Genomic DNA, 22,934 nt, shown 5'->3' with positions numbered 1-22,934 from the left:
CTTATATAAGAGCTGGCTCCCTAAACCCTGCATCGGGCTGCACATAGGGGCCAAAGCTCAGGTAGTGCCCGCATTGCAGTGATGCGCAATCTTCAACAGCCATGCACCGGGCTCCCCCTAGAATCGTGCTTCGCTTTTTCGGGTTTCATACAGGCCACAAGCCAACCCATCACCGCACCGTCTGGAGATTTCTGCATGACCGCTACCACCCCGGCAGCTTCGCCCCACGTGATGAACACCTATGGCCGCGTACCTATCGCGCTGGCCCGTGGGCAAGGCTGCCGAGTCTGGGACGTGAACGGCAAGGAATACCTCGATGGTCTGGGTGGCATCGCCGTGAACACGCTGGGGCACAACCACGCCAAGCTGGTGCCCGCGCTGCAGGACCAGATCACCAAGCTGATCCACACCTCCAACTACTACCACGTGCCGCTGCAAGAGCAACTGGCCGCCAAGCTGGTGGAGCTGTCGGGCATGCAGAACGTGTTCTTCTGCAACTCGGGCCTGGAAGCCAACGAAGCCGCGCTCAAGATCGCGCGAAAGTTCGGCGTGGACAAAGGCATCGCCAAGCCCGAGATCGTGGTGTACGAGAAGGCCTTCCACGGTCGGTCGATTGCCACCATGTCGGCCACGGGCAACCCCAAGATCCACAGCGGCTTTGGCCCGCTGGTCGAAGGTTTCATCCGCGTGCCCATGAACGACATCGAGGCCATCAAAAAGGCTACCGAAGGCAACCCCAATGTGGTGGCCGTGTTCTTTGAAACCATCCAGGGCGAAGGTGGCATCAATTCGATGCGCGTGGAATATCTGCAGCAGCTGCGAAAGCTGTGCGACGAGCGCGGCTGGCTCATGATGATTGACGAGGTGCAGTGTGGCGTGGGCCGCACTGGCAAGTGGTTTGCGCACCAATGGGCAGGCATCGTGCCCGACGTGATGCCCTTGGCCAAGGGCCTGGGCTCGGGCGTGCCGATTGGCGCGGTGGTGGCTGGCCCCAAGGCCGCCAACGTACTGCAGCCCGGCAACCACGGCACCACCTTTGGAGGCAACCCCCTGGCCATGCGCGCAGGGGTCGAGACCATCCGCATCATGGAAGAAGAAGGCCTGCTGCAAAATGCGGCCACGGTGGGCGACCACCTGCGGGCAGCGCTGCAGCGCGAACTGGGCAGCCTGCCCGGCGTGAAGGAAATTCGCGGCCAGGGCCTGATGCTGGGCATCGAACTGAACAAGCCCTGCGGCGCACTGATTGGCCGCGCTGCCGAAGCCGGCCTGCTCCTGTCGGTGACGGCCGACAGCGTGATCCGTTTGGTTCCCCCGCTGATCCTGACCACCGCCGAGGCCGACGAAATCGTCGCCAAACTGACCCCGCTGGTCAAAGCTATCCTGGCCGAGTAATCGGCCGGCACCGAGACACAAGCCCATGAAACATTACCTGCAGTTCAACGACCTCACCGCCGACGAATACACCTACCTGTTCGAGCGTGCCGCGCTCATCAAGAAGAAGTTCAAGGCCTACGAGAAGCACCACCCTCTGGTAGACCGCACGCTGGCCATGATCTTCGAGAAGGCCAGCACGCGCACTCGCGTGAGCTTCGAGGCCGGCATGTACCAGCTCGGCGGCAGCGTGGTGCACCTGACCACCGGCGACAGCCAGCTGGGCCGCGCCGAGCCGATTGAAGACAGCGCCAAGGTCATCAGCCGCATGGTGGACCTGGTGATGATCCGGACCTACGAGCAGGCCAAGATCGAGCGTTTTGCCGCCAACTCCCGCGTGCCGGTCATCAATGGTCTGACGAACGAATACCACCCCTGCCAGATCCTGGCGGACATCTTCACCTACATCGAGCACCGCGGCTCCATCCAGGGCAAGACGGTGGCCTGGGTGGGCGACGGCAACAACATGGCCAATACTTGGCTGCAGGCGGCTGCGCTGCTGGGCTTCAAGGTGCATGTGAGCACACCCCGTGGCTACGAAATTGATGAGAAATTGGCCGCTGGCGCAGGTGGGACAAGCGCAAGCAGCTATCAATTTTTTAGCAACCCGCTTGAAGCCTGCCAAGGCGCCGACTTGGTCACTACCGATGTGTGGACCAGCATGGGCTACGAGGCAGAAAACGAAGAGCGCAAAAAGGCGTTTGCCGACTGGTGCGTAGACGCCGAGATGATGGCCGCCGCCAAGCCTGATGCGCTGTTCATGCACTGCCTGCCTGCGCACCGGGGCGAGGAAGTCGAGGCGGATGTGATCGACGGGCCGCAGTCGGTGGTGTGGGATGAGGCAGAAAACAGGATGCACGTGCAGAAGGCACTCATGGAGTACCTTCTGCTCGGCCGCATAGCCTGATTTTTTGGCTCTCCATGCCTTGGCGTCGCCAGCCCGCCCACAGCGCTGAACTGCTGGCACACTGGGCATCGCTGGGCCAAGCACTCGGCCGGGATACACCGGCGTGGCGTAAAGAGGGGCGACGGCTTGTGCTCAGTTGGGCGCGCTGGCCGCGCGCCTACCACGACACCACCCACCTCTGGGCCTGCCTGCGGCATTGGCACGTGCTGCAGGATCAGCAACCCGCCGCACTCGACAACCCCCACGCTGTTGTGCTGGCCCTGTGGTATCACGATGCCATTTACTGGCCGTGGAGCAAACACAACGAAGAGCGCAGCGCCGACTGGGCAAGCCGCTTCATCCTGAGCCAGGGCCTGCCCGCCACGCTGGCGCAAACCGTGCACCAGCACATCCTCGACACCCGCCACACTCCTGGCCCGCTCACCGGCGATGCGCAGTGGGTGGTCGATATCGACCTGTCCATCCTCGGCCAGAGCGACGCGGTGTACCGCCAGTTCGAACGCAATGTGCGGCGCGAATACTTTTTTGTGCGCTGGCCGCGTTATGTGGCGGGGCGCAGTGCGGTGCTGCAGGGGTTTCTTGATCGGCCGCGCATTTACGGCACGGAACTGCTTTACCAACGGCACGAAGCCCAGGCGCGCACGAACCTGAGCCATGCGCTGGAGGCGCTGCGCGAAGGGCGGCTGTACGGCTAATCGGATAACCGTGGCTCCGGGGTCGGAGCGCTTGCCGTGAGCTTGGAAGAGTTGGTTATCGCGGTCGCGCCTACCGATTGGGTCCCGCAAGAATCTGCGAAAGGTAACCGTCCAACTCTGACTTCCACAAAGCAGGCAAGCTATCGATACCGTGGCCGTTCTGCCTAGGCTGCAGCGTATAGCTAACCATCTTCCCCCGCCCACCCGCCGCGCGAAACGCTTCGAAGCTTGCGCGACTGTGTGCGAGCGAATAGTAGGAATCACGCTCTCCATACAGCCACAATGTTGGCCGTTGCATGGCGACGCCTCGCACAAATCCAGTGCGATTGATAAGCGCAGCCTCTTGGCAAGCTTCGCCCAACCAGCCGCCCACAAAATTCACGACGCCCAGGAACATGTCTGGCCGGGTACCCGCATACGCGACCGACAGCAGGCCGCCGCGCGACACCCCGCCGATCAGCAAACGCGCCTTGTCGACATCAGGGCGTTTCTGCACATGCTCCATTACCACATCCATGTCGGCCAGCGCTCGGTCCAGCCCCTTCAGTGATGGTTCGGGCTCGCAGGTGTAACCCGCCGCACGGTTGGCACCAAAACCTTCGTCGTACAAGCCATCAGACTTGCCACGCCCCCGGCGTTGCGGGAACACGACCTGCCAACCCTTGGAGGTGAAATGCTGCGCCACCTCAGGGCTGGTCCAGGTGTGCGTAAACCAGCTGGGGCGATTGCCAACGCCCGTAGAGCCATGGTTGAAGACGAGCGTGGGCAACGGGCCTTCCACACCTATGGGGCGATACGCCACAGCCTCAAGGGTCTGAGTTCGGCCATCAGCATCTTTCCAAGGGGTCGGAATACGCTCCACCCGACGCGTGTAAACCGGTACTCCCCTAGTGCTCAGCACGCCCGCAAAAAGCAGCTGCGCCCCTGCGCGCCAAACAGACATCTCCATTTCACCGGCTGCCCCCTCTCGCAGACGAAGCACCAACCGCGCACCGGTATGAAGCCGCGCGTGCAATTCATTGCCAACGAAGCTTCCCTGCGAACGGCCGGTCAACTGGGGTTGTTGATCGCTGACGCCGGCATATACGACGGTGGCACCGGTCGCGGTGACGGATTCGATAGCAACGCTGATATCGCACGCTCGGAAAATGCAGGCCCACCCCTGCCAGACACCGCTCCAGCGGGCCTTGTCCACGGGCAGCGATGCATCTGGAAGGGTGATCACGACGTCGGCCGGTAAAACTGCCGCGACCGAGCTCTCCGAAAAGCCAGCGACCAAATCGGGCATGTAACTCGGCCATGCGGTGATGGTTGCCGGAACGGGGTCAGGCTGCTGCGCCACGGACGGTCCACACAAGATGATCTGAAGCCCAAAAAAAGCGGCGGCCCGGGCATTTTGCAAAGGCTTTTGAAATGCAAGCCTGAGACGAAAACTGAACATGGACAACCCTTGTAAAAATGGAGCAGTAACCAGCACCGTTTGCAGGCCTATCGTCAATCGCAGGGCTGAAACCGTCGGCATTCTTCCACGACATGGATGGAGGTCAACACATTCACACCATCCTCAGACCGGGCTTGGAACTTGACCCAGGCACCTTCCGGAATGTCGGCCAGAAGTGCCTTGTCGCGCACCACAAACGTCAGCGTGGAAAACGGAATCTTGGAACGCGGTAGCAACTTCAAACGCACGAGAATGCGGCCGTCCGATTCCTTGTCTACGGATACCAGCCGCGCCCGCGTGTACACCGGCTCCACGGTCGCGGCGCCGGTGCCGCCCGCCGCCGCCGGGGCAGGCGGTGCGGCAACGGCATTCGCTGCCAAGGCGCCGCACAGTGACGCTGTCGCAACCAGCTTTGCAACGTGGCCAAACGCGCCTGCAACTCCGATTCCTGCTTTCATACTGACCTTTCTCACTGACTAAGCGGTTTGACTGAGTGCCAATACAGATACAGACGCCTCCGCGCCGCCCTGCACAAACATCAAAACTGCGTCCCCACCGTGAGGTATGCGCGTGGCGTCCACTGCATGCTGCTACGACTGACCAGGGGCACCGCACCCGACGCATCCACGCGATCTCGGCGGAAATGCGCGTCGCCCACGTTGTATACCCCCAGCCGCCAATACCCCAGTCCGCGCACCAGCTGACCCAAGTAAAAGTCCAGCATGGCGCTCGCGCGGTTCTGGCCGGTCAGCGCGGCGTTGATGTCCTGGTCGGCGCGCCCCGTCATGGTCAACGTGGTGCCGCCGTACCAACCGCCGCCACGTGGCATGGGCTTGGCAGCGGTCAGTGTGGCCACGTAGCGGGCCTGCCCGGGAATGCGACGCCCTTCATTGGGCCCGCTGGTCATGCGCGATTGCAGCAGGCTGGCGTTGGCCGACAGCGTCCAGTCGCGCCCCAGGCCCAGCCACGCCAACCCAGTGCGGGCATCGGCCTCCAGGCCCCAAACCATCGCGTCGCCCACGTTCGCACGTTGCTCTACCCATCGCGATCCGTTCAATGCCAGCGTGGGCGCCAGCACATCGCTCATCTGCCGCACAAACAGGTTCAGGCCTGCGTGGCCGCTGGCCAGGCGCCGCTCGAAGCCGGTGTCCAGCGTCCAGGCCTCCTGCGGGCGCAGGTTGGGGTTGCCGATGGTGTCGGGGTTGCCCAGGCTGTTGCTGCCCTGGCTGGGGATGACCCGGTCCACCAAGTCCCACACACGCGGCAGCTGGGTGACGCGGGCGAGGTTCACACGCCACTGCAGGTCGTCGGACAGCGGCGTGCGGGTGTGCAGCGATGGCTGGAGGATGCTCCACTGCTTGCTGCCCGCCACTGCAGAGCTTCCCCCGTTCAGCTCCACACGCTCGCCGCGCAGGCCCAGCGTGAGCGTGGTGCTGGCCGGCAGCTCCCATTCGTTCTGCCCCCAGACCACCCACCGGCGGATGCCAGCGTCCAGGCCCGAGTTCACCGGCAGGGCGCCGCTCGCGGTGGTGCTGACGAAGAGTTTGCGGTCTTCAAATTGCGCCCCGGCACTCCACAGCAGTGCATCGGCCGTGCCGGTGAGCTTGCTGCTGAGGCTCCAGACATCCTCGCGCCGGTCGTCCACAAAGCTGTAGCTGTCGGTGACCACTGCACCGCCCGCGCCAATGTTGCGCCACAGATCTCCTCTGCGGTCCACGGTGTCGCTGGCCCGGCTGGCGGTCAGCGTGGTTTCGAGCTTGCTGGCAGCAAAGCGGTGTGTCCAGTCGGCGGCTGCTTGCAGATAGCGACGGTCGTACTGGTGCGACTCCTGCGAGTTCAGGGCATATGTGCCATCGCCACTGCCCACGCTGTCGGCTGTGCCGCCAAAGTCAGCCTTGCTGAGGGTTGCCCGCATCGTCACCTGGTCTGCCGCCCCCAGCTTCCCGCTGATGCGCGGCACCAGCGCGTAGTCGGTGCGCTTGTAGCGGGCGCTGGTGTCGGACTGCGCCACGTCAGCCCCGTCACGCTGCGTGCTGCGGTGCGTGTCTGAACCCAGCAGCAGGCCTGTTGCAGACGCAGCGACGAAGTACGACCAGGGCTGGCTGGCCTCCGCTTCGCGAGGCTCGTCGGCGCCCGTGGAAGTTGGCCCCAAGGGGCCGGTGCGCGAGAAAAACGCCTGCCCCGCATTGCGGCCCCACACGTGGTTGTCGGTCAGGCGCAGCGTGGTTTCACGCTTCACGGTGGCCTGGCGCAACACGATGTTGAGCGTGCCGCCCGTGGCGCCCGAGAACTCTGCGCTGGGCGCGCGCACCACCTCGATGCGTTCGATCAGCTCGGGCGGCAGCTGGTCAATGGGCAGCTGCGTGCGTTTGCCGCCCACGCGCTGGCCATCGATGAGCAACTGCGTGGCACCGCGCTCCATGCCGCGCATGCGGATCTCCACGCTGCCGTCAGCACTTGGCGTCACCTGCACGCCTGGCAGCTGGCGCAGAACATCGGCCACCGAGAACGCGCCCATTTGCTCGATGTCGCTGCGGTCCACCACCACAAGCGACCCGGCTGCAAAAAAACGCTGCTCCAACGACCTGCGTGCCGTGACCGTGACGCCATCAAGCGATGGCGTAGCGCCGCCCGTTCCCTCCGGCGTACCCTGCGCCCATGACGAACTCCCTGCCGCAGAGGCCAAGCACGTCGCCCAGATGGCAATGCGATGGCTGTTGTTTATTGTTTGCTTCATAGATGCCCTCTCTGCGCCAGATTGTCCGAGGGCAAGGCTTAAGCGCAGCCTAAGACCTATGCCTGTGCCCCTGGGCGTCGCTGAACTGCAGCATCCACGCGACAGGTGATTCCGGAGCCAACGCACGCCGCGACTACAGCTTGGGCACCTCCAGCGGCTTGCGGTAAATCGTGTTGCGCTTGACCACCTGAAAGCAGCAGTCCGCATACACACGATTAGCGCCCGTCAGGTTCTCACCGTCCACCGCCAGCGCCGACTCGGCCATCCCTTCGTCGGCCAACAGGCGGAGGCTGCGGGCGATCAATGCCCTTGCAAGACCGCGTCTGCGCCACTTGCGCCCCACGCTGATGAACTCGGTGTAGCCCCGGCGGCGGGACAGATTGCGGTTCTCATCCTCGTTGATATACGTGCGGACTTGGCCTGCGACCTCATTGCCCTCCCACGCCACCTGCCAGCGCGCGAGCCGAAAAATCTTGCTCTCCAGCCAGGTGTCGTAGTCGCGTGGCAAGGGCGGCGCCATTCCCCAATGGTCTTCAAACGCAGTGTGGTGCGCGTCCCAAATGGCGCGGTAATGCTCGGGGAGCACCGGCCGCAACTCCAGCCCTTGCGGCATGGGAAAGACGGGCGCAGCATGCAGTTCTGTGTTGAGCATTTCGAAGAAATACCGCATCGGCGCATAGCCGCTCGCCCGCAGAAGTCTGGTGCGCGCTTCCTCGCCTTGCTGCACAAAGGCATGGTGCACGTGCGGGCCGGCTGGCTGCTGCGCTGCCACGGCGTGGTGCCGCTGCTCGATCCAGTCTTGCAGCACACGGCCAATGCCGCGCCCGCGCCAACGCCCGGGCACAAAACCTATGTGCGCGTGCAGCGTCAACCCGTCGGCCTGCGTGAACCGCCAGCACCGGCCATAGCCCACCAGCTCGCCATCCAGCTCGGCCATCACGGCGTCCTGGTACGGATCGCACTGGGTGAAAGCGGCGTAGTCGCGCGCCAGGTCTTCGGGCGTGCGCCGCGCGAGCACCCCGTCGGCATCAAAGCTGGCATTGGCCACCTCGGCCATGGCCGGGAAGTCCGACGCGCCGCGAAACGGCCGCAGTGCCAGCCCTGAAGGGGCGGATAAATTCATCATCGATTGGTCATCACCCACAAGGGCATCCTCCCCAGTTCCATCCATTCATTCTTCTTCTCAATCAAACGGCCGCGTTGCACCAAGCCCGCAGCCATTGTGCAAAGTGCTGCCTTAACGCCAGCCAAAGGCACCGCTTCAAACAGCGCGCAGGCGCCACAGCACCCGCCACAATCCCACCCCATGCACATCCTGCTCATCGAAGACGACCTGGACCTCGGCCGCGCCCTGCAGTCGGCGCTGAAGGTGGAGGGCCTGACCAGCGAATGGCTGCGCCGCGCGGTGGACGCGCCCGCCACGGTCGATGCGACCACGGTGGACTGTGTGCTGCTGGACCTGACCTTGCCCGACGGCAGCGGCTTCGACCTGCTGGCGCGCTGGCGGGCGCAGGGCGAGCAGGTGCCCATCATCGTGATCACCGCGCGCTCGGCCGTGGAAGACCGGCTGGCCGGGCTGGATGGCGGGGCCGATGATTTCGTGGTCAAGCCTTTTGCTACGGCCGAACTGCTCTCGCGCATCCGCGCCGTGCTGCGCCGCAGCGCCCGCCAGGCCAGCGAGCGCTGGGTGCTGGGCGAGCTGGTGATCGAGCCCCGCCGCCACGCAGTGCAGCGCAACGGCACAGTGCTGGATGTGTCACCGCGCGAGTTCCAGCTGCTGCTGGAGCTGGCGCGCGAGCCGGGGGTGGTGGTGTCCAAAAGCGTGCTGTCGCAGCGGCTGGACCCGCTGGGCGAGCCCGTGGACTTTGGCGCCATCGAAGTGCATGTGTCCAACCTGCGGCGCAAGATCGGGGCGGAGCTGATCCGCACGGTGCGCGGCGTGGGCTACTTGCTGCAGCCATGACACGTCCCTTCTCTCTTTCACGCCATCTGCAAACTACCTGGGCCAAGCTGACCGAGCCCACGCTGGTGCGCCGTAGTGTGGTGTCGGTGCTGCTGGCCTTTGTGCTGGTGTGGGCGGTTCTGCTGGCCTACATCTTCGTCACCTACAAGCATGCGATTGCCAATGACCCAGGGCTTCAAAAGTATGGCGATGCGCTGCTCGTATCGCTACATAACATTGCAGACCCCGGGCAAGCGGCCGCAGCTATCGCATCTACCGAAGCATGGACGTACATACGGCGCAGGCAAGGCGGTGTTTTTCCTGGCAAGACGTTGCATGCACTCAGCGATGCGGCGGGGCAGCCGGTGTATACCTCGCCTGAGCTAAAGGACCTGACATTGCCTTCCGCGCAACCCACAGCAGTCGGCGTGATCATTGAAACAAGCGCGGGCGGCAGCGTTTATCGAATCTATACGGGCCGCAACGCCCGGTGGGCCTTGCAGGTTTTCGAGCCCAAACGTACGGATTCCGCGTTTCTGGCCTACAACGGCCGATTCATCCTTCCCTATCTGCTACTGGCCATGCCGTTCGTACTGCTTCCCGTCTGGCTCTCGGTGCGCAACGGCCTGCGCCCCTTGCAGCGACTAGCACGCCTCATTGCCCAGCGCGGCAAGGACGACCTGCAGCCTGTGGGCTTCAACGCCCGCCACCGCGAACTCAAGCCGCTGGAGCAGTCACTGGACCACCTCTTCGCCCAGTTGCGCCAGAAGGTGGAGCGCGAGCGCGCCTTTGTGCAGGACGCTGCGCACGAGATCCGCACGCCGCTGGCCGTTATCACTGCCCAGGCCCACGTGATGGCCCGCTCGCCCATCGAAGAGGAACGCATGCAAGCCCAGGCCCACCTGGAGCAGGCCATCGCCCGCACCTCGCACCTGGCACAGCAACTGCTCGACCTGGCCGCGCTGGACGACGCACAGCGCCCCGCACCGCGTGACCTGGACGTGGCGCAATGGCTGCGGGGCGCGCTGGCGCAGGCCGCGCCTGATGCGATGGCACGGCAGATCGAGCTGTCGCTGGACGCGCCCGACACCTTGCCCGCCCGGCTAGACCAGCCTGCGCTCGAATCCATCGCCCACAACCTCATCGACAACGCGGTGCGCTACACGCCTGACGGCGGCAACGTGGCGGTGGCACTGTGGCGCGAGGGCACGGCGCTGCACCTGTCGGTGCAGGACGACGGACCGGGCATCGCGGCCACTGAGCAATCGCATGTGTTCGAGCGCTTCTACCGGGGCCTGGGCCATGCCGCCAACGGCTCGGGCCTGGGCCTGGCCATCGTGCGGCAGGCAGTGCTGCGCATGGGCGGGCAGGTGCAGATCGGCGTGGGTTTGAATGGCAAAGGCGTGGGCTTTTTCGTTAGCATTCCGCTCCCCCACAGCGCCTGATGGCTCCGCCGCAGGCCCACCGCCCGTCCTGCATGTCCGACGCCACCACCACCGCCGATTCCACCCACCCGTGCCTGAGCTGCGGCGCCTGCTGCGCCAGCTTTCGTGTGGACTTTGCCGTGTACGAGATGCAGGCAATGGGTGGCACGGTGCCCGACGGTCTGGCCCTGGATGTGAACGGCAGCACCTGCCGAATGCGGGGCACGGAGCAGGTGCCCATCCGCTGCGCCGCGCTGACCGGCCAAGTGGGCCAGCAGGTGGCGTGCAGCATCTACGAACTGCGCCCGGCGCCCTGCCGCGAGTTCTCGGCGGGCGACTACGCCTGCCACAAGGCGCGCGCGCGGCACGGGCTGGCGCCGCTGGCGGAAGGCACCGGCATGTGAAGTGACACCCTCCAGCAGCCGGGCTACTGCCGCATCAAAATAGTTTAGGCTTCAACAAAAAATCGACCAGGTGTTGGAAATAACCGACACCACGGGTTTTTCGGGACATGCAAACTTTGTCCCATGTCAACGCCCTCCTCACCCACCGCCCGCCGGCTCTGGGACATCTCGCCGCCCGTGCATGCGGGCAGCCCCGTGTTCCCCGGCGACACGGCCTACAGCCAGCAGTGGTGCGCCACCATCGGCCCGGGCTGCCCGGTCAACGTGAGCGCGATCACCATGTCGCCCCATGTCGGCGCGCACGCCGATGCGCCGCTGCACTATGACGCGCAGGGCGCCACCATCGGTGACGTGTCGCTCGACGCCTTTCTGGGCCCCTGCCGCGTGATCCACGCCATCGGCTGCGGCCCGCTGATCACCTGGGAGCACATTGCCCACGCGGTGAACGGCTCCCTGCCGCAGCGCGTGCTGGTGCGTACCTATGAACACATGCCTGTGGACCGCTGGGATGGCCAGCTGGCCGCCTATGCGCCCGGCACCATCGAACGCCTGGCCGACCTGGGCGTGCTGCTGGTGGGCATCGACACCGCCAGCATCGACCCGGCCGACAGCAAGACCCTGGACAGCCATCAGGTCATTCGCCGCCGGGGTCTGCGGGTGCTGGAGAACCTGGTGCTCGACGCCGTGCCCGAGGGCGACTACGAACTCATTGCCCTGCCGCTCAAGCTGACCACGGCCGACGCATCGCCCGTGCGCGCCGTGCTGCGGGCGCTGTAGCCCAAAAATTTCAAGCTTTTTTGGCCTCTACCGCGCGCCCATAAAGCGCTAGTAGCTATCAAAACAGAAGCAAACCACTCTGAACACCATGACCACCACCTTGCAAGACTGCCGCGCGCTCGACGCGCAAGACCCCCTGGCGCCGCTGCGCAGCCACTTCGCCCTGCCCCCGGGCGTGATCTACCTGGACGGCAATTCACTGGGCGTGGCCCCCAAGGCCGCCGCCGCGCGCGTGGCCGATGTGGTCACCCGCGAATGGGGCACGGACCTCATCAAATCGTGGAACACCGCCAGCTGGTTCGACCTGCCCCAGCGCCTGGGCAACCAGCTGGCCTCGCTGATTGGCGCGGGCCAGGACGAAGTGGTGTGCACCGACAGCACGTCCATCAACCTCTACAAGGTGCTGAGCGCAGCACTCAACATCGCGCGCGAAGACAGCCCTGCCCGCAAGCGCATCGTGAGCGAGCGCAGCAACTTCCCCACCGACCTCTACATTGCCGAAGGCCTGTGCAAGGAGCGCGGCCTGGAGCTGGTGCTGGTGGAGCCTGAAGAGATCACCGCAGCACTCACCGGCGACGTGGCCGTGCTGATGCTCACGCACGTGAACTACCGCACCGGCGCCATGCACGACATGGCCTCCATCACCGCCGCCGCGCACGCCCAGGGCATTTTGTGCGTGTGGGACCTGGCGCACAGCGCGGGCGCGGTGCCGGTCGATCTGAACGGTGCAGGCGCGGATTTCTCGATTGGCTGCGGCTACAAATATTTGAACGGCGGCCCCGGCGCACCGGCCTTTGCCTGGGTGCACCCGCGCCATGCCAGCCGCTTCTGGCAGCCGCTGTCCGGCTGGTGGGGCCATGCCGCACCGTTTGCCTTCACGCCCGACTACCAGCCCGCCCCGGGCATCACGCGCTACCTGTGTGGCACGCAGCCCATCATCAGCTTGTCGGCCCTGCAATGCGGGCTGGATGTGTTCACCGCTGCGCAAAGCCTGGGCGGCATGGCCGCGCTGCGCGCCAAGTCGCTGGCGCTCACTGACCTGTTCATCCAGCTGGTGGAAGAGCGCTGCGCAGGCCACGGCCTGGGCCTGGCCACGCCGCGCGAGCATGCCCAGCGCGGCTCGCAGGTGTGCCTGACGCGCGACGAGGGTGCGGGCGTGAACGGCCAGGGTAGCGGCGCCTACGCCATCGTGCAGGCGCTGATTGCGCGCGGTGTGATCGGCGATTTCCGCAAGGGCGACGGCGGCACTGGCCGCCACAAGGACATCCTGCGCTTTGGCTTCACGCCGCTGTACCTGGGCTTTGAGGATGTGTGGAATGCCGTGGAGCACTTGCGCCAGGTGCTGGAGAGTGGCGAGTGGAAGAAGGCCGAGTTCAACCAGACGCACGCCGTCACCTGATCGGAAAGGCAAACCACCATGTGCCCTTTCTCGCAAACTCCTGCCGACGGCAACAACCCGGCGTCTGCCGCCCTGCCCGAATCCATCGTGCACGAAGAGCGCGCCCAGCTCGACTTCAGCCAAAGCATGAGCTATGGCGACTACCTGCAGCTCGACGCCATCCTCACCGCGCAAAAGCCGCTGTCGCCCGCACACGACGAGATGCTGTTCATCGTGCAGCACCAGACCAGCGAGCTGTGGATGAAGCTCATGCTGCACGAGCTGCGGGCGGCCATCGGCCACATTGCGCGCGACGAGCTGCCGCCCGCGTTCAAGATGCTGGCGCGGGTCAGCAAGATCATGGAGCAGCTGGTGCACGCCTGGGACGTGCTGGCCACCATGACACCGCCCGAGTACAGCGCCATGCGGCCGTACCTGGGCCAGTCCAGCGGCTTCCAGAGTTATCAGTACCGCTGCATCGAGTTCTCGATGGGCAACAAGAACCGCGCCATGCTCAAGCCCCACGAGCACCGCGCCGACCTGCTCGCCCTGGTGCAGGCGGCGTACGAGGCACCGTCGCTGTACGACGAGGCCCTGCGGCTGCTGGCCCGGCGCGGCCTGGCCGTGCCCGCCAGCCACACCGAACGCGACTGGACACAGCCCTATGTGGAAAACGATGCGGTGGAGCAGGCCTGGCTCACCGTGTACCGCAACCCCGAGAAGCACTGGGACCTGTACCAGCTGGGCGAGGAGCTGACCGACCTGGAAGACGCCTTCCGCCTCTGGCGATTCCGCCACGTGACCACGGTGGAGCGCGTGATCGGCTTCAAGCGCGGCACGGGTGGCACGGGCGGGGTGAGTTACTTGCGCAAGATGCTCGACGTGGTGCTGTTCCCCGAGATCTGGAAGCTGCGCACGGACTTGTGAACCGGGTTCGGCGCGCCTTCAAGACGCCGCCTTGAGCGCGCCCTGCAGAAAGCGCAAAAACCGCGGGTCGTTGGCATAGGCCACGTTCACCCGCATGGCCTGCAAAGGCTGCTGCTGGCCCTGCCGCTGCGGAAAGAACACGGCGCCCGGCGCCAGAAAAATGCCCCGCTCTGCCGCACTGCGGGCCAGGCCCAGCTCGGTGATGCCATGCGGCAACTCCACCCACAGGTAATAGCCGCCCGGGGGGCTGGGGTGCACGGTGAGGCCCAGGCGTGCCAATGCTTTTTGCGCAGGGCCCAACGCACTGTCCAGCCGGGCCTTGAGACGGCTCAGATGGCGCCGGTACTGGCCCGCAGAGATCAGCTGGTGCACCACGCGCTCTACAAAATCGGACGTGGACACCACCGTCACCATCTTCAGGTCACACAGCGCATTGATGCGGTGCGCCGCCCCTGCGATGTAGCCCACGCGCAGACCGGCCGACAGCGTTTTGGAAAAGCTGCTCACGTAGATCACGCGCTCCAGCTGGTCCAGCGCTGCCAGGCGCGGGGCGTTGGGCGGCTGCAGGTCGGCAAATGGGTCATCCTCCACCACCAGAAACCCGTGGGCCGCAGCCATCTGCAACAGGCGGTGGGCCTTGGGCAGGCTGATCGACCCGCCTGTGGGGTTGTGCGCCAGCGACTGCGTGAAGAACACCTTGGGCCGGTGCTTTTCCAGCAGCGCCTGCAGCGCATCCAGGTCGGGGCCATCGGCCAGCCGAGGCACGCCCAGCATCTCCACCTTGGCGAGCTTGAGCTTGCCAAACAGCGGGTAGTAGCCGGGTGAATCCACCAGCACCTCATCGCCCGCGTCCAGCAGGTGCCGCACGATGAGGTCCAGCGCGTGGTTGGCGCCCTGGGTCAGCAGCACCTGGCGCGGGCTGACGGGGATGGTGCGCTCGCCCAGCATGCGCGCAATGGTCTCGCGCAGTGGCAGGTAGCCCCAGGGAGTGCCGTAGCCATGCTCGATGTCCGTCAACCCTTGCGAGCGCGCGCGGCGCAGCGAGCTGCCCAGCTCGGACCCCTCCATCCACGACGCGGGCGGGCGGCCATCGCCCACACGCACCTCGTAGTGCTGCTCCAGTTGCTCACGCAGCAGCGACACCACGTCCACCGCTTCGGTCACATGCGGCGCAGGGGCCTGGGCATGTACGCTGCTGGGCTTGCGCACGTAATAGCCCGAGCCGGGCCGCGCTTCCACATAGCCGCGCGCGGCCAGGCGGTTGTAGGCCTCCACCACCGTGTTGCGTCCCACACCGTCCTTGGCGGCTGCATCGCGGATGGACCGCAGGCGGGTGCCGGGTAGCACGGTGCCTTGTTCGATGGACTGCGCAATGCGGCGCGCCAGCGCTTCGACCTTGCTGTCGGGCGATGCGTCTTCTTCGGGGTGGGGCATGGGTCTGTCTCCTGATCTGTACCCGTTTATTGATGGGTACAGTTTTGTGATCTGTGCCCAAACTGTATCCAACCACCGGCTGCATTGTCCATATACTTTTCGAACTCGCCCGCAGCCCACACTGCGCATTGGGCCGAGGCAGCAAACCCACGGCGATGGGTGCACACATTCCAAACCAACCGGAGACAAGACATGGCAGACAAAGCCGTCCAACGACGCAACATCCTCAAATCCACCCTGGCTGCAGCCGCTGCCGTGGGCGCAGCGGCGCCCCTGGCCAGCCACGCGCAGGCCACCGTCACCTGGCGCATGCAGGCACTGTGGGATGGCGGCACCACGCCACAAAAGTTTGAAGAGCGTTTTGTGGCCCGCGTGGCAGAGTTGACCGGTGGCCGCTTCAAGATCAACCTGTTTGCGGCCGGCCAGATCGTGCCCGCCGCGCAAGCGTTTGATGCCGTGCGCGGCGGCGCGTTTGAGCTGATGAAAACCTTCGACGGCTACGAGGCTGGCAAGATCCCTGCGTTTGCGTTCACCAGCACCATTCCGTTCGGCTTTGCCGAGAGCGACGAATACGAAGCCTGGTTCTACGAGCGTGGCGGGCTTGACCTGGTGCGCCAGGCGTATGCGCCCGCAGGCCTGCACTACATCGCCCCCACCGTGTACGGCCAGGAGCCGCTGCACTCCAAGGTGCCAATCCGCAAGATCGCCGACCTCACGGGCAAGAAGGGGCGCTTTGTGGGCCTGGCCTCGGCCGTGATGGGCGCCATGGGCGTGTCGGTGACGCCGCTGCCCACGGGCGAGGTGTATTCGGCGCTGGACAAGGGCGTGATCGACATGGCCGATCGGGGCGACCTGACGGCCAACTTTGAAGCCGGCCTAGCAGAGGTGGCCAAGTTTGTAGTGGTGCCGGGCTTTCACCAGCCCACCACCGCCACCAGCTACGTGGCCAACCGTGCAGCACACGACAAGCTGCCCGCCGAGTTCAAGGCCGCGCTGGCCGTGGCCGCGCGCGAGATTTCGGCGGCACTGCGCCAGCACATTCTGGTGAGCGATGCCACCGTGCTGGCCAAGTACCAGGCCAAGGGCTGCGAGATCATCCGATTCAGCGCAGCCGACATCGCCGCTGCACGGCCCAAGGCCATGGCCGCGTGGCGCACCGCCACCAAGGGCGACGCCCTCGCCACCAAGATCCTGGACAGCCAGGTGGCCTTCATGAAAGAACTGGGCCTGCTGGCCTGATCGCACGCGGCGGACCTTGCACTGGCGCCCTTTGTGCGCGCCAGTGCGCATGGGCTCGCCCCCACTGTTCTGAGGAGTCACCCCATGCCGTCATGGCTCTCTGTCTCCACGTCTGCCATCACCACACTCAACCGCTGGATCTTCCAGGCCACGGTGTGGTTGATGGCCATCGTGGTCCCCGTCATGCTTTATGAAGTCATTGCACGCTATGTGTTCAATGCGCCCACCGTGTGGGGCATGGAGCTGGCCGTGCTGCTGTTCGGCCCCTACTTTCTGCTGGGCGGCCCGTACCTGCTGCACCTCAAGGGCCATGTGGCGCTCGACGTGGCGCGCCAGCGCCTGAGCCCCGCATGGCAGCGGCGGCTGGACCTGGTGAACTTTCCCATCATCGTGCTGTTCTGCGCCATCCTGCTGTACTTCAGCGCACCCGCAGCCTACAGCGCCTTCACCTACCGCGAGACCAGCTTTTCAGCCTGGAACCCACCTATCTGGCCGGTGAAGGCCGCCGTGCCGCTGGCCCTGGCGCTGATGCTGCTGCAGGCCGTGGTGGAGTTCTTTCGCACGCTGTTTGGCGAAGCAACCGTTGACGCGTCCCCCGCGGAGGCCCACCCATGACCTCCAACATGATTCTGGTGCTGATGTTCGGCAGCCTCACGCTGTTCATGCTCACCGGTCTGCCCATTGCCTTCGTGCTGGGCGGCCTGTCGCTGCTGTTCACTGTGACGCTGTGGGAGCCCAACGCGGTCATCGTGCTGGTGCTGCAGATCTTCGACACGATGAAGTCCGAGGCACTGCTCGCGATCCCGCTGTTCATCCTGATGGCCTGCATCCTGCAGCGCTCGGGTGTCATCGAAGACCTGTACCGCGCGATGGAGCTGTGGTTTGGGCGTCTCAAAGGCGGCCTCGCCATCGGCACCGTCATCATCTGCGTGGTGATGGCGGCCATGACCGGCGTGGTGGGTGCGGCCGTGACGGCCATGGGCATCCTCGCCCTGCCAGAGATGCTGCGGCGCGGCTACAAGCCCGAGCTGGCGCTAGGCACGATCTGCGCGTCGGGCACGCTGGGTATCCTGATCCCGCCATCGGTGCTGACCATCGTGTACGCCGTCACGGCCCAGATATCCATCGGCCAGATGCTGATTGCAGGCATCGTGCCGGGCCTCATCCTGGCCGCGCTGTACATCGCCTACATCATCGTGGTGGGCTGGGTGAAGCCCGAGTGGGTGCCCCTGGACCCCAGCACCCGCAAGGCACCGCTGCGCGACAAGCTGGTGGCACTGAAGGCCCTGGTGATACCCGCCATGCTGATCGTGATGATCCTCGGCTCCATCTTCTTCGGCATCGCGACGCCCACCGAATCCGCTGCCGTGGGCGTGGCAGGAGCGCTGCTGCCCAGCCTCATCAAGCGCCGGTGGGAGCGCGGCATGCTGCGCGGCGCAGCGACCGATGCGCTGAAAGCTACGGCGATGATCCTGTGGATCACGCTGGGCGCCAAGGCCTATGTGGCCATCTTCACGGGCCTGGGCGGGGCGGACACGCTGCTGCAGTTCATCCAGGGGCTGGACGTGAACCGCTGGCTCATCCTGGCGGCCATGATGCTGTTGCTGGTGTTCCTGGGCACGGTGCTGGACGAGCTGGGAATCATCCTGCTCACGGTCCCGGTGTTCCTGCCCATCGTGCGGCTGCTGGGCTTTGACGAGCTGTGGTTTGGCGTGCTGTACGCCATCACCATCCAGATGGGCTACATCAGCCCGCCGTTCGGCTACACGCTGTTCTACATCAAGGGGACGCTGCCCAGCCACATTGGAATGAACGCCGTGTACTGGGGCATCTTGCCGTTCTTCGGGCTGCAGTTCGTCGGCCTGCTCATCTGCGCGGCCTTCCCCGATCTGGTCACCTACCTGCCCCGGCTGATGGCGTCGCGCTGAGCCGCTTGTTCACCCATTTATCCCAAACACGTCCATGACTTCCACCGCACACCCCAGCAGCCGCATCGGCGGTTTTCACAAGCTCGCCATTCCCGCACGCATCGATGCCGTGGCCCAGTTTGCGGGCCTTGGCGACGACGACAAGGCCCACCTGCTGAACACCGGCAACCTGCCTGCCGAACTGGCCGACCACCTCATCGAGAACGTCATCGGCACGATGAACATCCCCGTGGGCATTGCCACCAACATGAAGATCGACGGCCGAGACCGGCTGATCCCCATGGCCACCGAAGAATCGTCGGTGGTGGCCGCGGTGTGCAACGCGGCGCGCCAGTGTTATGACCACGGCGGCTTCGTTACCTCCATGTCGGGCACCGAGATGATTGCGCAGATCCAGCTCACGCAGGTGTCTGACCCGCAGCACGCGCGCATCCGCATCCTGGAGCACAAGGAAGAAATCCGCGCGCTGTGCGATGCCTGCGACCCCATCCTCGTCAAGCTGGGCGGCGGCTTCCGGGACCTGGAGGTGCGGGTGATCGACACCCGCGGCGGCACCATGGTGATCACCCACCTCATCGTGGACACGCGCGACGCCATGGGCGCCAATGCCGTCAACACCATGGCCGAAAAGATTGCGCCGCAGATTGCGGCATGGACGGGCGGGCAGACCAACCTGCGCATCCTGTCGAACCTGGCTGACCGCCGTCTGGCGCGCGCGCGCTGCGTGTGGCGCTCGGCCGATATCGGCGGCGAATCAGTGCGCGACGGCATGCTGGCGGCCTACCACTTTGCGGCGGCCGACCCCTACCGCGCGGCTACGCACAACAAGGGCATCATGAACGGCGTGAGCGCCGTGGTGCTGGCCACCGGCAACGACACGCGCGCCGTAGAAGCCGGTGCCCACGCCTATGCCGCACGCGGCGGCCACTACACCAGCCTGACAACGTGGGAGGTGACCAACGACGGCGACCTGGCAGGCTCCATCGAGCTGCCCATGGCCGTGGGCTTGGTGGGCGGCGCCACCAAGCTGCACCCCACGGCCAAGACAGCGCTCAAGATTCTGGGTGTCACGTCGGCCCGCGAGCTGGCCCAGATCATTGCGGCCGTGGGCCTGGCGCAAAACTTCTCGGCCATGAAGGCCCTGGCCACCACCGGCATCCAGAAGGGGCACATGGCCCTGCACGCGCAGAACATCGCGATGATGGCGGGCGCCGCGGGCGACGAGATCGACCGCGTTGCGCAGGTGCTGGTGGCGCAGGGCACGGTGCGCATCGACGTTGCGGAGGCCGAGTTGCAGCGGCTGCGCAGTGGTGCATGAATTCGTTCACAGCGGCAGCGTGAGAGTGCCGACCCGCATCACCCCACCACCTGGAAAAGCGACCTAGAAATTACCCACAAAAAAAGCCACCAGCGCCTTGTTCATAGGCGCTGGCAGCTATTGTTTTTGAAGAATGCCGCAACCCGAAACTACCGGGCGCGGGGGTGGCCTGCTCTGCAGCCCGCCTATTGCACGCCCGCCACCATCATGGGGCGGTTGCTACGGCACCAGATCGGTGCCAGATGGCCAATCTGGATGGTCAGCTCATTGCCCTTGCCGAGCACGGTGGTGGGGCCGTTGCTGAAGGCGTAGCCGGTTTCCGTGGCCTGTTTGGGCAGTTCCACCGTCCAGCCGCTGCGCCGCAACACGCTACGGCCTTGCTCGGGGTAGAACTGCATCTCCACCTTTTCGCCATTGCCGCAGGCGAACTGCATGCTGCCGCGGTCCGTTGGCTCGCTAAAGGCCTGCATCACGGGTGGCTGGCTCGCACATCCCGACATCAACAGCGTTGCCAGCGCACCTGAACACAGCGAAACCATCTTCTTCATCAGTCACTCCTGAGTAGCGATGTGCATTGCGGCACACACTCCAACCTGCAAACTGCTTGTGGCCACCGACCACCGGGGTCACTGGGGGCTTCCAAGCACAAACCTTGCCACCACTCCGCTGCAGGCGAGAAGCCGAAACCGAGGAACGGTTTCAGCCGCCATCCACACCCAGCGCAGGGCATGCCCATGAGAGTGCCGCACGGTCCACGCCCCGTCGATTGGGGTGATCCCCACATCGAGAGCCTTCTCTAAAGTCTGACTTCGCTCCGTGGCGCCCCGATGACGGGCAAGACTGCCCCGTCCAACACGGCATTGCAGGCACGCATGGTTGCAATGCACGGACCTGACACCCGATTGCGCGCAGCCTGGCCCCAAAACGCCACGTCACCTTGGCGACTGGAGCGCCTGCGGCGACGGCTCGGGACATACCCTTAGTACCTCCGCAAATCGGGATGCAACGGCGGCCCTTGCCCAACGGTGAACTGCTGGCCCGAGCCCTGGTTTGCGCACGTCATGACCCTTATCCCTCGCCCAACGCCCGTACTGCCTGCCCCACGCGCCCGTCGGCCGCTCCCATCTGGTGCAGATTGGCGGACCCGGCAACCCGTGCGATTCACGCGAGACAGCGGTCACCGCCCTGTCGATGTACGCTCGGAACGGGGCAGTCTGTTGCCACCCCTTTTTGGAGACCCACCACCGTGCAGGTGCCCCCGCCCCCCACACCCACTACCCCACTGCTCCCCCTCCGCGCCGCCTGGGCCATGCTGCTGGCACTGGTGACGGGTTTTGCGCTGAGCCAGGCGTTTCGCACCATCACGGCCATCATGGCCACGGGCCTGCGGGCAGAGTTCGGCCTGTCGGCGCAGGCGCTGGGCGTGTTTGCCGGCGCGTTCGCATTCGCCTTCGGCACCATGCAGCTCTTCATGGGCATCGGCATCGACCTCTATGGCGTGCGGCGCACGCTGCTGGTGGCGTTTCCGCTGGCGATTGCGGGCTCGGTGCTGTCGGCGCTGGCGCCTGGCTATGGCGCGGTGCTGCTGGGGCAGGTGCTGATCGGCGTCGGCTGCGCGCCCGCGTTTTTGGTGTGCACGGTGTTCATTGCGCGCTACTTTCCGGCCAGCCGGTTTGCGATGGTCTCGGGCGTGGCCATGGGTGTGGGTGGGCTGGGCATGTTGTTCACGGGCACGCCGCTGGCGTGGCTGGTGCAGCTGTCGTCCTGGCGCATGGGTTTTGCGGTGCTGGCGGGTTTTGCGGCACTGGCCTGGCTGCTGATCTTCTGGAAAGTGCACGAGCCCGTGCAGCCCACGCACAATGCGCCCCCGCGCGAATCGGTGCTGCAGGCGGTGCGCGGGTTTGGCGCGCTGTTCTTGCTGCCGCACACCGCCGGAATCATGCTGCTGGCGCTGACGACGTATGCCTCCTTCCTCACGCTGCGCGGGCTGTGGCTGGGGCCGCTGCTCATTGAGCGGCATGGCTATTCGCTGGTGGCCAGCGGCAACGTGGCCATGTTGTCGTCGCTGGTGTCGCTGTTCACACCGGCATTGTTCGGGCGGCTCGACCCGGGGCCTGGCCAACGCCGCCGCTGGATCACGGGCTTCACGGTGCTGCTGGCAACCCTCTTCGGTGCCATCGGCCTGCTCCACGCCGAGTGGCTGGACGTGGCGGGCTCCATCGCGGTGGGCCTGTTGTCGGGCTACATGGTGCTGCAGTATTCAGACGTGCGTTCGGCCTACGCACCCGCCGTCACCGGGCGCGCCATGGCGGTGTTCACCATGGCGCTGTTTCTGGGCGTGGCACTGATGCAGTGGGTAACCGGCGTGGCAGCCTCCATCGCCGCGGCGCAGGGTGCGGACCCTTACGTGGCCGTGATGCTGACCATTGCGGCCATGCTGGCGGCGGGCGCCCTGGCGTTCAGGTGCCTGCCGGTGCCAGCACACTGACCCGTGCTGGGGACATGCCCGCCACGCGCCACCACTGCAGCACACCAAACAGCAGCTCAAACAGCGTGAAGCCCAGCACGATCACATTGGCGCCGTGGGCCACGGCATAGATCTGCCAGGCCGCAAACAGAAACCGCGCCACGCCATCCAAGCGCCCCAGCAGCAAGCTGGGCGCAACCATGCGCGCGATAGACCACACCACCACCACCGACCCCAGCAGGTTGGCCAGCAACATGTGGGTGGTGTCCAACGGGTGCAGGGTGCCGGGCAGGCCCAGCACGGCGGCCAACATGCCCAGCTGGGCATACAGCCACGCAAAGGTCCACGGCAGCGCAAAAGGCCAGGTCACCAGCAGGTCGTACCAGCCGCTGGCGCGCACGATACGCAGGTAGCGCGGAGTGGAAATTGAAGATAAGGGCATGAGGATCAACCTGGGGATGAAAGAAGCCCCGAGGTTCAGCCCT

The 22,934-nt window shown here is 65.3% G+C and carries 21 protein-coding genes; 14 read left to right on the top strand and 7 right to left on the bottom strand.

The genetic code is table 11. From position 1 onward, the window contains the following. The first annotated feature begins 195 nt into the window (after positions 1 to 195). The 3 genes from ACT89O_RS06990 to ACT89O_RS06980 are packed head-to-tail and all read left to right on the top strand — an operon-like array spanning position 196 to position 3,033. Entirely contained in the window at positions 196 to 1,392 is a 1,197-nt protein-coding gene (locus ACT89O_RS06990; RefSeq protein ID WP_436130522.1) for an aspartate aminotransferase family protein, read from the top strand. A gap of 25 nt (positions 1,393 to 1,417) precedes the next feature. Beyond that, on the top strand, positions 1,418 to 2,338 hold the full coding sequence (gene argF / locus ACT89O_RS06985) for an ornithine carbamoyltransferase (protein WP_121507236.1): 921 nt from the start codon (positions 1,418 to 1,420) through the stop codon (positions 2,336 to 2,338). A 14-nt stretch (positions 2,339 to 2,352) separates the two neighbouring features. Next, a complete protein-coding gene (locus tag ACT89O_RS06980) occupies positions 2,353 to 3,033 on the top strand; it encodes an HD domain-containing protein (protein ID WP_487262190.1) in 681 nt (226 codons plus the stop codon). 70 nt (positions 3,034 to 3,103) lie between these two features. On the opposite strand, the gene ACT89O_RS06975 is transcribed toward ACT89O_RS06980, so the two are convergent. The 4 genes from ACT89O_RS06975 to ACT89O_RS06960 all read right to left on the bottom strand — a co-directional run bounded on the left by ACT89O_RS06975 (position 3,104) and on the right by ACT89O_RS06960 (position 8,334). Further along, positions 3,104 to 4,474, bottom strand: a complete 1,371-nt coding sequence (locus ACT89O_RS06975) for an alpha/beta hydrolase family protein (RefSeq protein ID WP_487262189.1) — start codon at positions 4,472 to 4,474, stop codon at positions 3,104 to 3,106. Positions 4,475 to 4,527: 53 nt separating this feature from the next. Further along, positions 4,528 to 4,932: a hypothetical protein gene (locus tag ACT89O_RS06970; protein WP_409889146.1), complete on the bottom strand. Its 405-nt coding sequence runs from the start codon at positions 4,930 to 4,932 to the stop codon at positions 4,528 to 4,530. Positions 4,933 to 5,012: 80 nt separating this feature from the next. Further along, a complete protein-coding gene (locus tag ACT89O_RS06965) occupies positions 5,013 to 7,211 on the bottom strand; it encodes a TonB-dependent receptor plug domain-containing protein (RefSeq protein ID WP_487262188.1) in 2,199 nt (732 codons plus the stop codon). A gap of 133 nt (positions 7,212 to 7,344) precedes the next feature. Beyond that, entirely contained in the window at positions 7,345 to 8,334 is a 990-nt protein-coding gene (locus tag ACT89O_RS06960) for an N-acetyltransferase family protein (protein ID WP_487262187.1), read from the bottom strand. 183 nt (positions 8,335 to 8,517) lie between these two features. Here ACT89O_RS06960 and ACT89O_RS06955 point away from each other — a divergent pair, with 183 nt between their 5' ends. From ACT89O_RS06955 to kynA, 6 genes are all read left to right on the top strand, one after another. Beyond that, positions 8,518 to 9,174, top strand: coding sequence for a response regulator transcription factor (locus ACT89O_RS06955; protein WP_487262186.1), 657 nt, complete (start codon positions 8,518 to 8,520; stop codon positions 9,172 to 9,174). Then, positions 9,171 to 10,598, top strand: coding sequence for a sensor histidine kinase (locus ACT89O_RS06950; RefSeq protein ID WP_487262185.1), 1,428 nt, complete (start codon positions 9,171 to 9,173; stop codon positions 10,596 to 10,598). Before ACT89O_RS06955 ends, ACT89O_RS06950 begins: the two co-directional genes overlap by 4 nt. Before the next feature lie 32 nt (positions 10,599 to 10,630). Next, positions 10,631 to 10,981, top strand: coding sequence for a YkgJ family cysteine cluster protein (locus ACT89O_RS06945; protein ID WP_487262184.1), 351 nt, complete (start codon positions 10,631 to 10,633; stop codon positions 10,979 to 10,981). Positions 10,982 to 11,104: 123 nt separating this feature from the next. Next, the gene (gene kynB / locus ACT89O_RS06940) at positions 11,105 to 11,758 is read left to right on the top strand and encodes an arylformamidase (protein WP_487262183.1); all 654 of its coding nucleotides are present in this window, start codon (positions 11,105 to 11,107) and stop codon (positions 11,756 to 11,758) included. 88 nt (positions 11,759 to 11,846) lie between these two features. Further along, positions 11,847 to 13,157 (top strand): kynureninase, encoded by a 1,311-nt coding sequence (kynU, locus tag ACT89O_RS06935; RefSeq protein ID WP_487262182.1) that lies wholly within the window; start codon positions 11,847 to 11,849, stop codon positions 13,155 to 13,157. Between the two features lie 18 nt (positions 13,158 to 13,175). Next, positions 13,176 to 14,063: a tryptophan 2,3-dioxygenase gene (kynA, locus tag ACT89O_RS06930; RefSeq protein ID WP_436130512.1), complete on the top strand. Its 888-nt coding sequence runs from the start codon at positions 13,176 to 13,178 to the stop codon at positions 14,061 to 14,063. Positions 14,064 to 14,081: 18 nt separating this feature from the next. Here kynA and ACT89O_RS06925 read toward each other — a convergent pair whose 3' ends face one another. Then, complete coding sequence (locus ACT89O_RS06925) at positions 14,082 to 15,497, bottom strand: aminotransferase-like domain-containing protein (protein WP_436130511.1); 1,416 nt, start codon at positions 15,495 to 15,497, stop codon at positions 14,082 to 14,084. 192 nt (positions 15,498 to 15,689) lie between these two features. Here ACT89O_RS06925 and dctP point away from each other — a divergent pair, with 192 nt between their 5' ends. The 4 genes from dctP (at position 15,690) to ACT89O_RS06905 (ending at position 19,982) form a co-directional block, all read left to right on the top strand. Further along, on the top strand, positions 15,690 to 16,736 hold the full coding sequence (gene dctP / locus ACT89O_RS06920) for a TRAP transporter substrate-binding protein DctP (RefSeq protein ID WP_176888715.1): 1,047 nt from the start codon (positions 15,690 to 15,692) through the stop codon (positions 16,734 to 16,736). An 84-nt stretch (positions 16,737 to 16,820) separates the two neighbouring features. Continuing rightward, a complete protein-coding gene (locus ACT89O_RS06915; RefSeq protein ID WP_121507247.1) occupies positions 16,821 to 17,351 on the top strand; it encodes a TRAP transporter small permease subunit in 531 nt (176 codons plus the stop codon). After that, a complete protein-coding gene (locus ACT89O_RS06910) occupies positions 17,348 to 18,664 on the top strand; it encodes a TRAP transporter large permease (RefSeq protein WP_121419250.1) in 1,317 nt (438 codons plus the stop codon). Before ACT89O_RS06915 ends, ACT89O_RS06910 begins: the two co-directional genes overlap by 4 nt. Before the next feature lie 34 nt (positions 18,665 to 18,698). Next, positions 18,699 to 19,982: a hydroxymethylglutaryl-CoA reductase, degradative gene (locus tag ACT89O_RS06905; protein WP_487262181.1), complete on the top strand. Its 1,284-nt coding sequence runs from the start codon at positions 18,699 to 18,701 to the stop codon at positions 19,980 to 19,982. 185 nt (positions 19,983 to 20,167) lie between these two features. Here the strand turns inward: ACT89O_RS06905 and ACT89O_RS06900 are convergent, their stop codons facing one another. After that, positions 20,168 to 20,530 carry an MliC family protein gene (locus ACT89O_RS06900; protein WP_055394413.1) on the bottom strand — a complete coding sequence of 121 codons (363 nt, stop codon included), beginning with the start codon at positions 20,528 to 20,530 and terminating at the stop codon, positions 20,168 to 20,170. A 761-nt stretch (positions 20,531 to 21,291) separates the two neighbouring features. Here ACT89O_RS06900 and ACT89O_RS06895 point away from each other — a divergent pair. Continuing rightward, positions 21,292 to 22,470, top strand: coding sequence for an MFS transporter (locus tag ACT89O_RS06895; protein ID WP_487262824.1), 1,179 nt, complete (start codon positions 21,292 to 21,294; stop codon positions 22,468 to 22,470). On the opposite strand, the gene ACT89O_RS06890 is transcribed toward ACT89O_RS06895, so the two are convergent. Then, positions 22,442 to 22,891: a hypothetical protein gene (locus ACT89O_RS06890; protein ID WP_487262180.1), complete on the bottom strand. Its 450-nt coding sequence runs from the start codon at positions 22,889 to 22,891 to the stop codon at positions 22,442 to 22,444. The two genes, ACT89O_RS06895 and ACT89O_RS06890, sit on opposite strands and share 29 nt — an antisense overlap. Positions 22,892 to 22,934 lie beyond the last annotated feature (43 nt).

Source organism: Acidovorax sp. NN32, from assembly GCF_057597245.1.
Note: the sequence above shows the minus strand (reverse complement) of the source record. Positions and strands in the feature narration are given on the sequence as shown.

What these genes read in the sequence shown, in the direction of transcription:
- ACT89O_RS06955 (WP_487262186.1), top strand. Translation starts at nt 8,518, where the DNA reads ATGCACATCCTGCTCATCGAAGACGACCTGGACCTCGGCCGCGCCCTG.
- ACT89O_RS06945 (WP_487262184.1), top strand. Translation starts at nt 10,631, where the DNA reads ATGTCCGACGCCACCACCACCGCCGATTCCACCCACCCGTGCCTGAGC.
- ACT89O_RS06950 (WP_487262185.1), top strand. Translation starts at nt 9,171, where the DNA reads ATGACACGTCCCTTCTCTCTTTCACGCCATCTGCAAACTACCTGGGCC.
- ACT89O_RS06900 (WP_055394413.1), bottom strand. Translation starts at nt 20,530, where the DNA reads ATGAAGAAGATGGTTTCGCTGTGTTCAGGTGCGCTGGCAACGCTGTTG.
- kynA (WP_436130512.1), top strand. Translation starts at nt 13,176, where the DNA reads ATGTGCCCTTTCTCGCAAACTCCTGCCGACGGCAACAACCCGGCGTCT.
- ACT89O_RS06895 (WP_487262824.1), top strand. Translation starts at nt 21,292, where the DNA reads ATGCTGCTGGCACTGGTGACGGGTTTTGCGCTGAGCCAGGCGTTTCGC.
- ACT89O_RS06980 (WP_487262190.1), top strand. Translation starts at nt 2,353, where the DNA reads ATGCCTTGGCGTCGCCAGCCCGCCCACAGCGCTGAACTGCTGGCACAC.
- ACT89O_RS06890 (WP_487262180.1), bottom strand. Translation starts at nt 22,891, where the DNA reads ATGCCCTTATCTTCAATTTCCACTCCGCGCTACCTGCGTATCGTGCGC.
- ACT89O_RS06975 (WP_487262189.1), bottom strand. Translation starts at nt 4,474, where the DNA reads ATGTTCAGTTTTCGTCTCAGGCTTGCATTTCAAAAGCCTTTGCAAAAT.
- dctP (WP_176888715.1), top strand. Translation starts at nt 15,690, where the DNA reads ATGGCAGACAAAGCCGTCCAACGACGCAACATCCTCAAATCCACCCTG.
- kynU (WP_487262182.1), top strand. Translation starts at nt 11,847, where the DNA reads ATGACCACCACCTTGCAAGACTGCCGCGCGCTCGACGCGCAAGACCCC.
- ACT89O_RS06925 (WP_436130511.1), bottom strand. Translation starts at nt 15,497, where the DNA reads ATGCCCCACCCCGAAGAAGACGCATCGCCCGACAGCAAGGTCGAAGCG.
- ACT89O_RS06970 (WP_409889146.1), bottom strand. Translation starts at nt 4,932, where the DNA reads ATGAAAGCAGGAATCGGAGTTGCAGGCGCGTTTGGCCACGTTGCAAAG.
- kynB (WP_487262183.1), top strand. Translation starts at nt 11,105, where the DNA reads ATGTCAACGCCCTCCTCACCCACCGCCCGCCGGCTCTGGGACATCTCG.
- ACT89O_RS06990 (WP_436130522.1), top strand. Translation starts at nt 196, where the DNA reads ATGACCGCTACCACCCCGGCAGCTTCGCCCCACGTGATGAACACCTAT.
- ACT89O_RS06960 (WP_487262187.1), bottom strand. Translation starts at nt 8,334, where the DNA reads ATGAATTTATCCGCCCCTTCAGGGCTGGCACTGCGGCCGTTTCGCGGC.
- ACT89O_RS06910 (WP_121419250.1), top strand. Translation starts at nt 17,348, where the DNA reads ATGACCTCCAACATGATTCTGGTGCTGATGTTCGGCAGCCTCACGCTG.
- argF (WP_121507236.1), top strand. Translation starts at nt 1,418, where the DNA reads ATGAAACATTACCTGCAGTTCAACGACCTCACCGCCGACGAATACACC.
- ACT89O_RS06915 (WP_121507247.1), top strand. Translation starts at nt 16,821, where the DNA reads ATGCCGTCATGGCTCTCTGTCTCCACGTCTGCCATCACCACACTCAAC.
- ACT89O_RS06965 (WP_487262188.1), bottom strand. Translation starts at nt 7,211, where the DNA reads ATGAAGCAAACAATAAACAACAGCCATCGCATTGCCATCTGGGCGACG.
- ACT89O_RS06905 (WP_487262181.1), top strand. Translation starts at nt 18,699, where the DNA reads ATGACTTCCACCGCACACCCCAGCAGCCGCATCGGCGGTTTTCACAAG.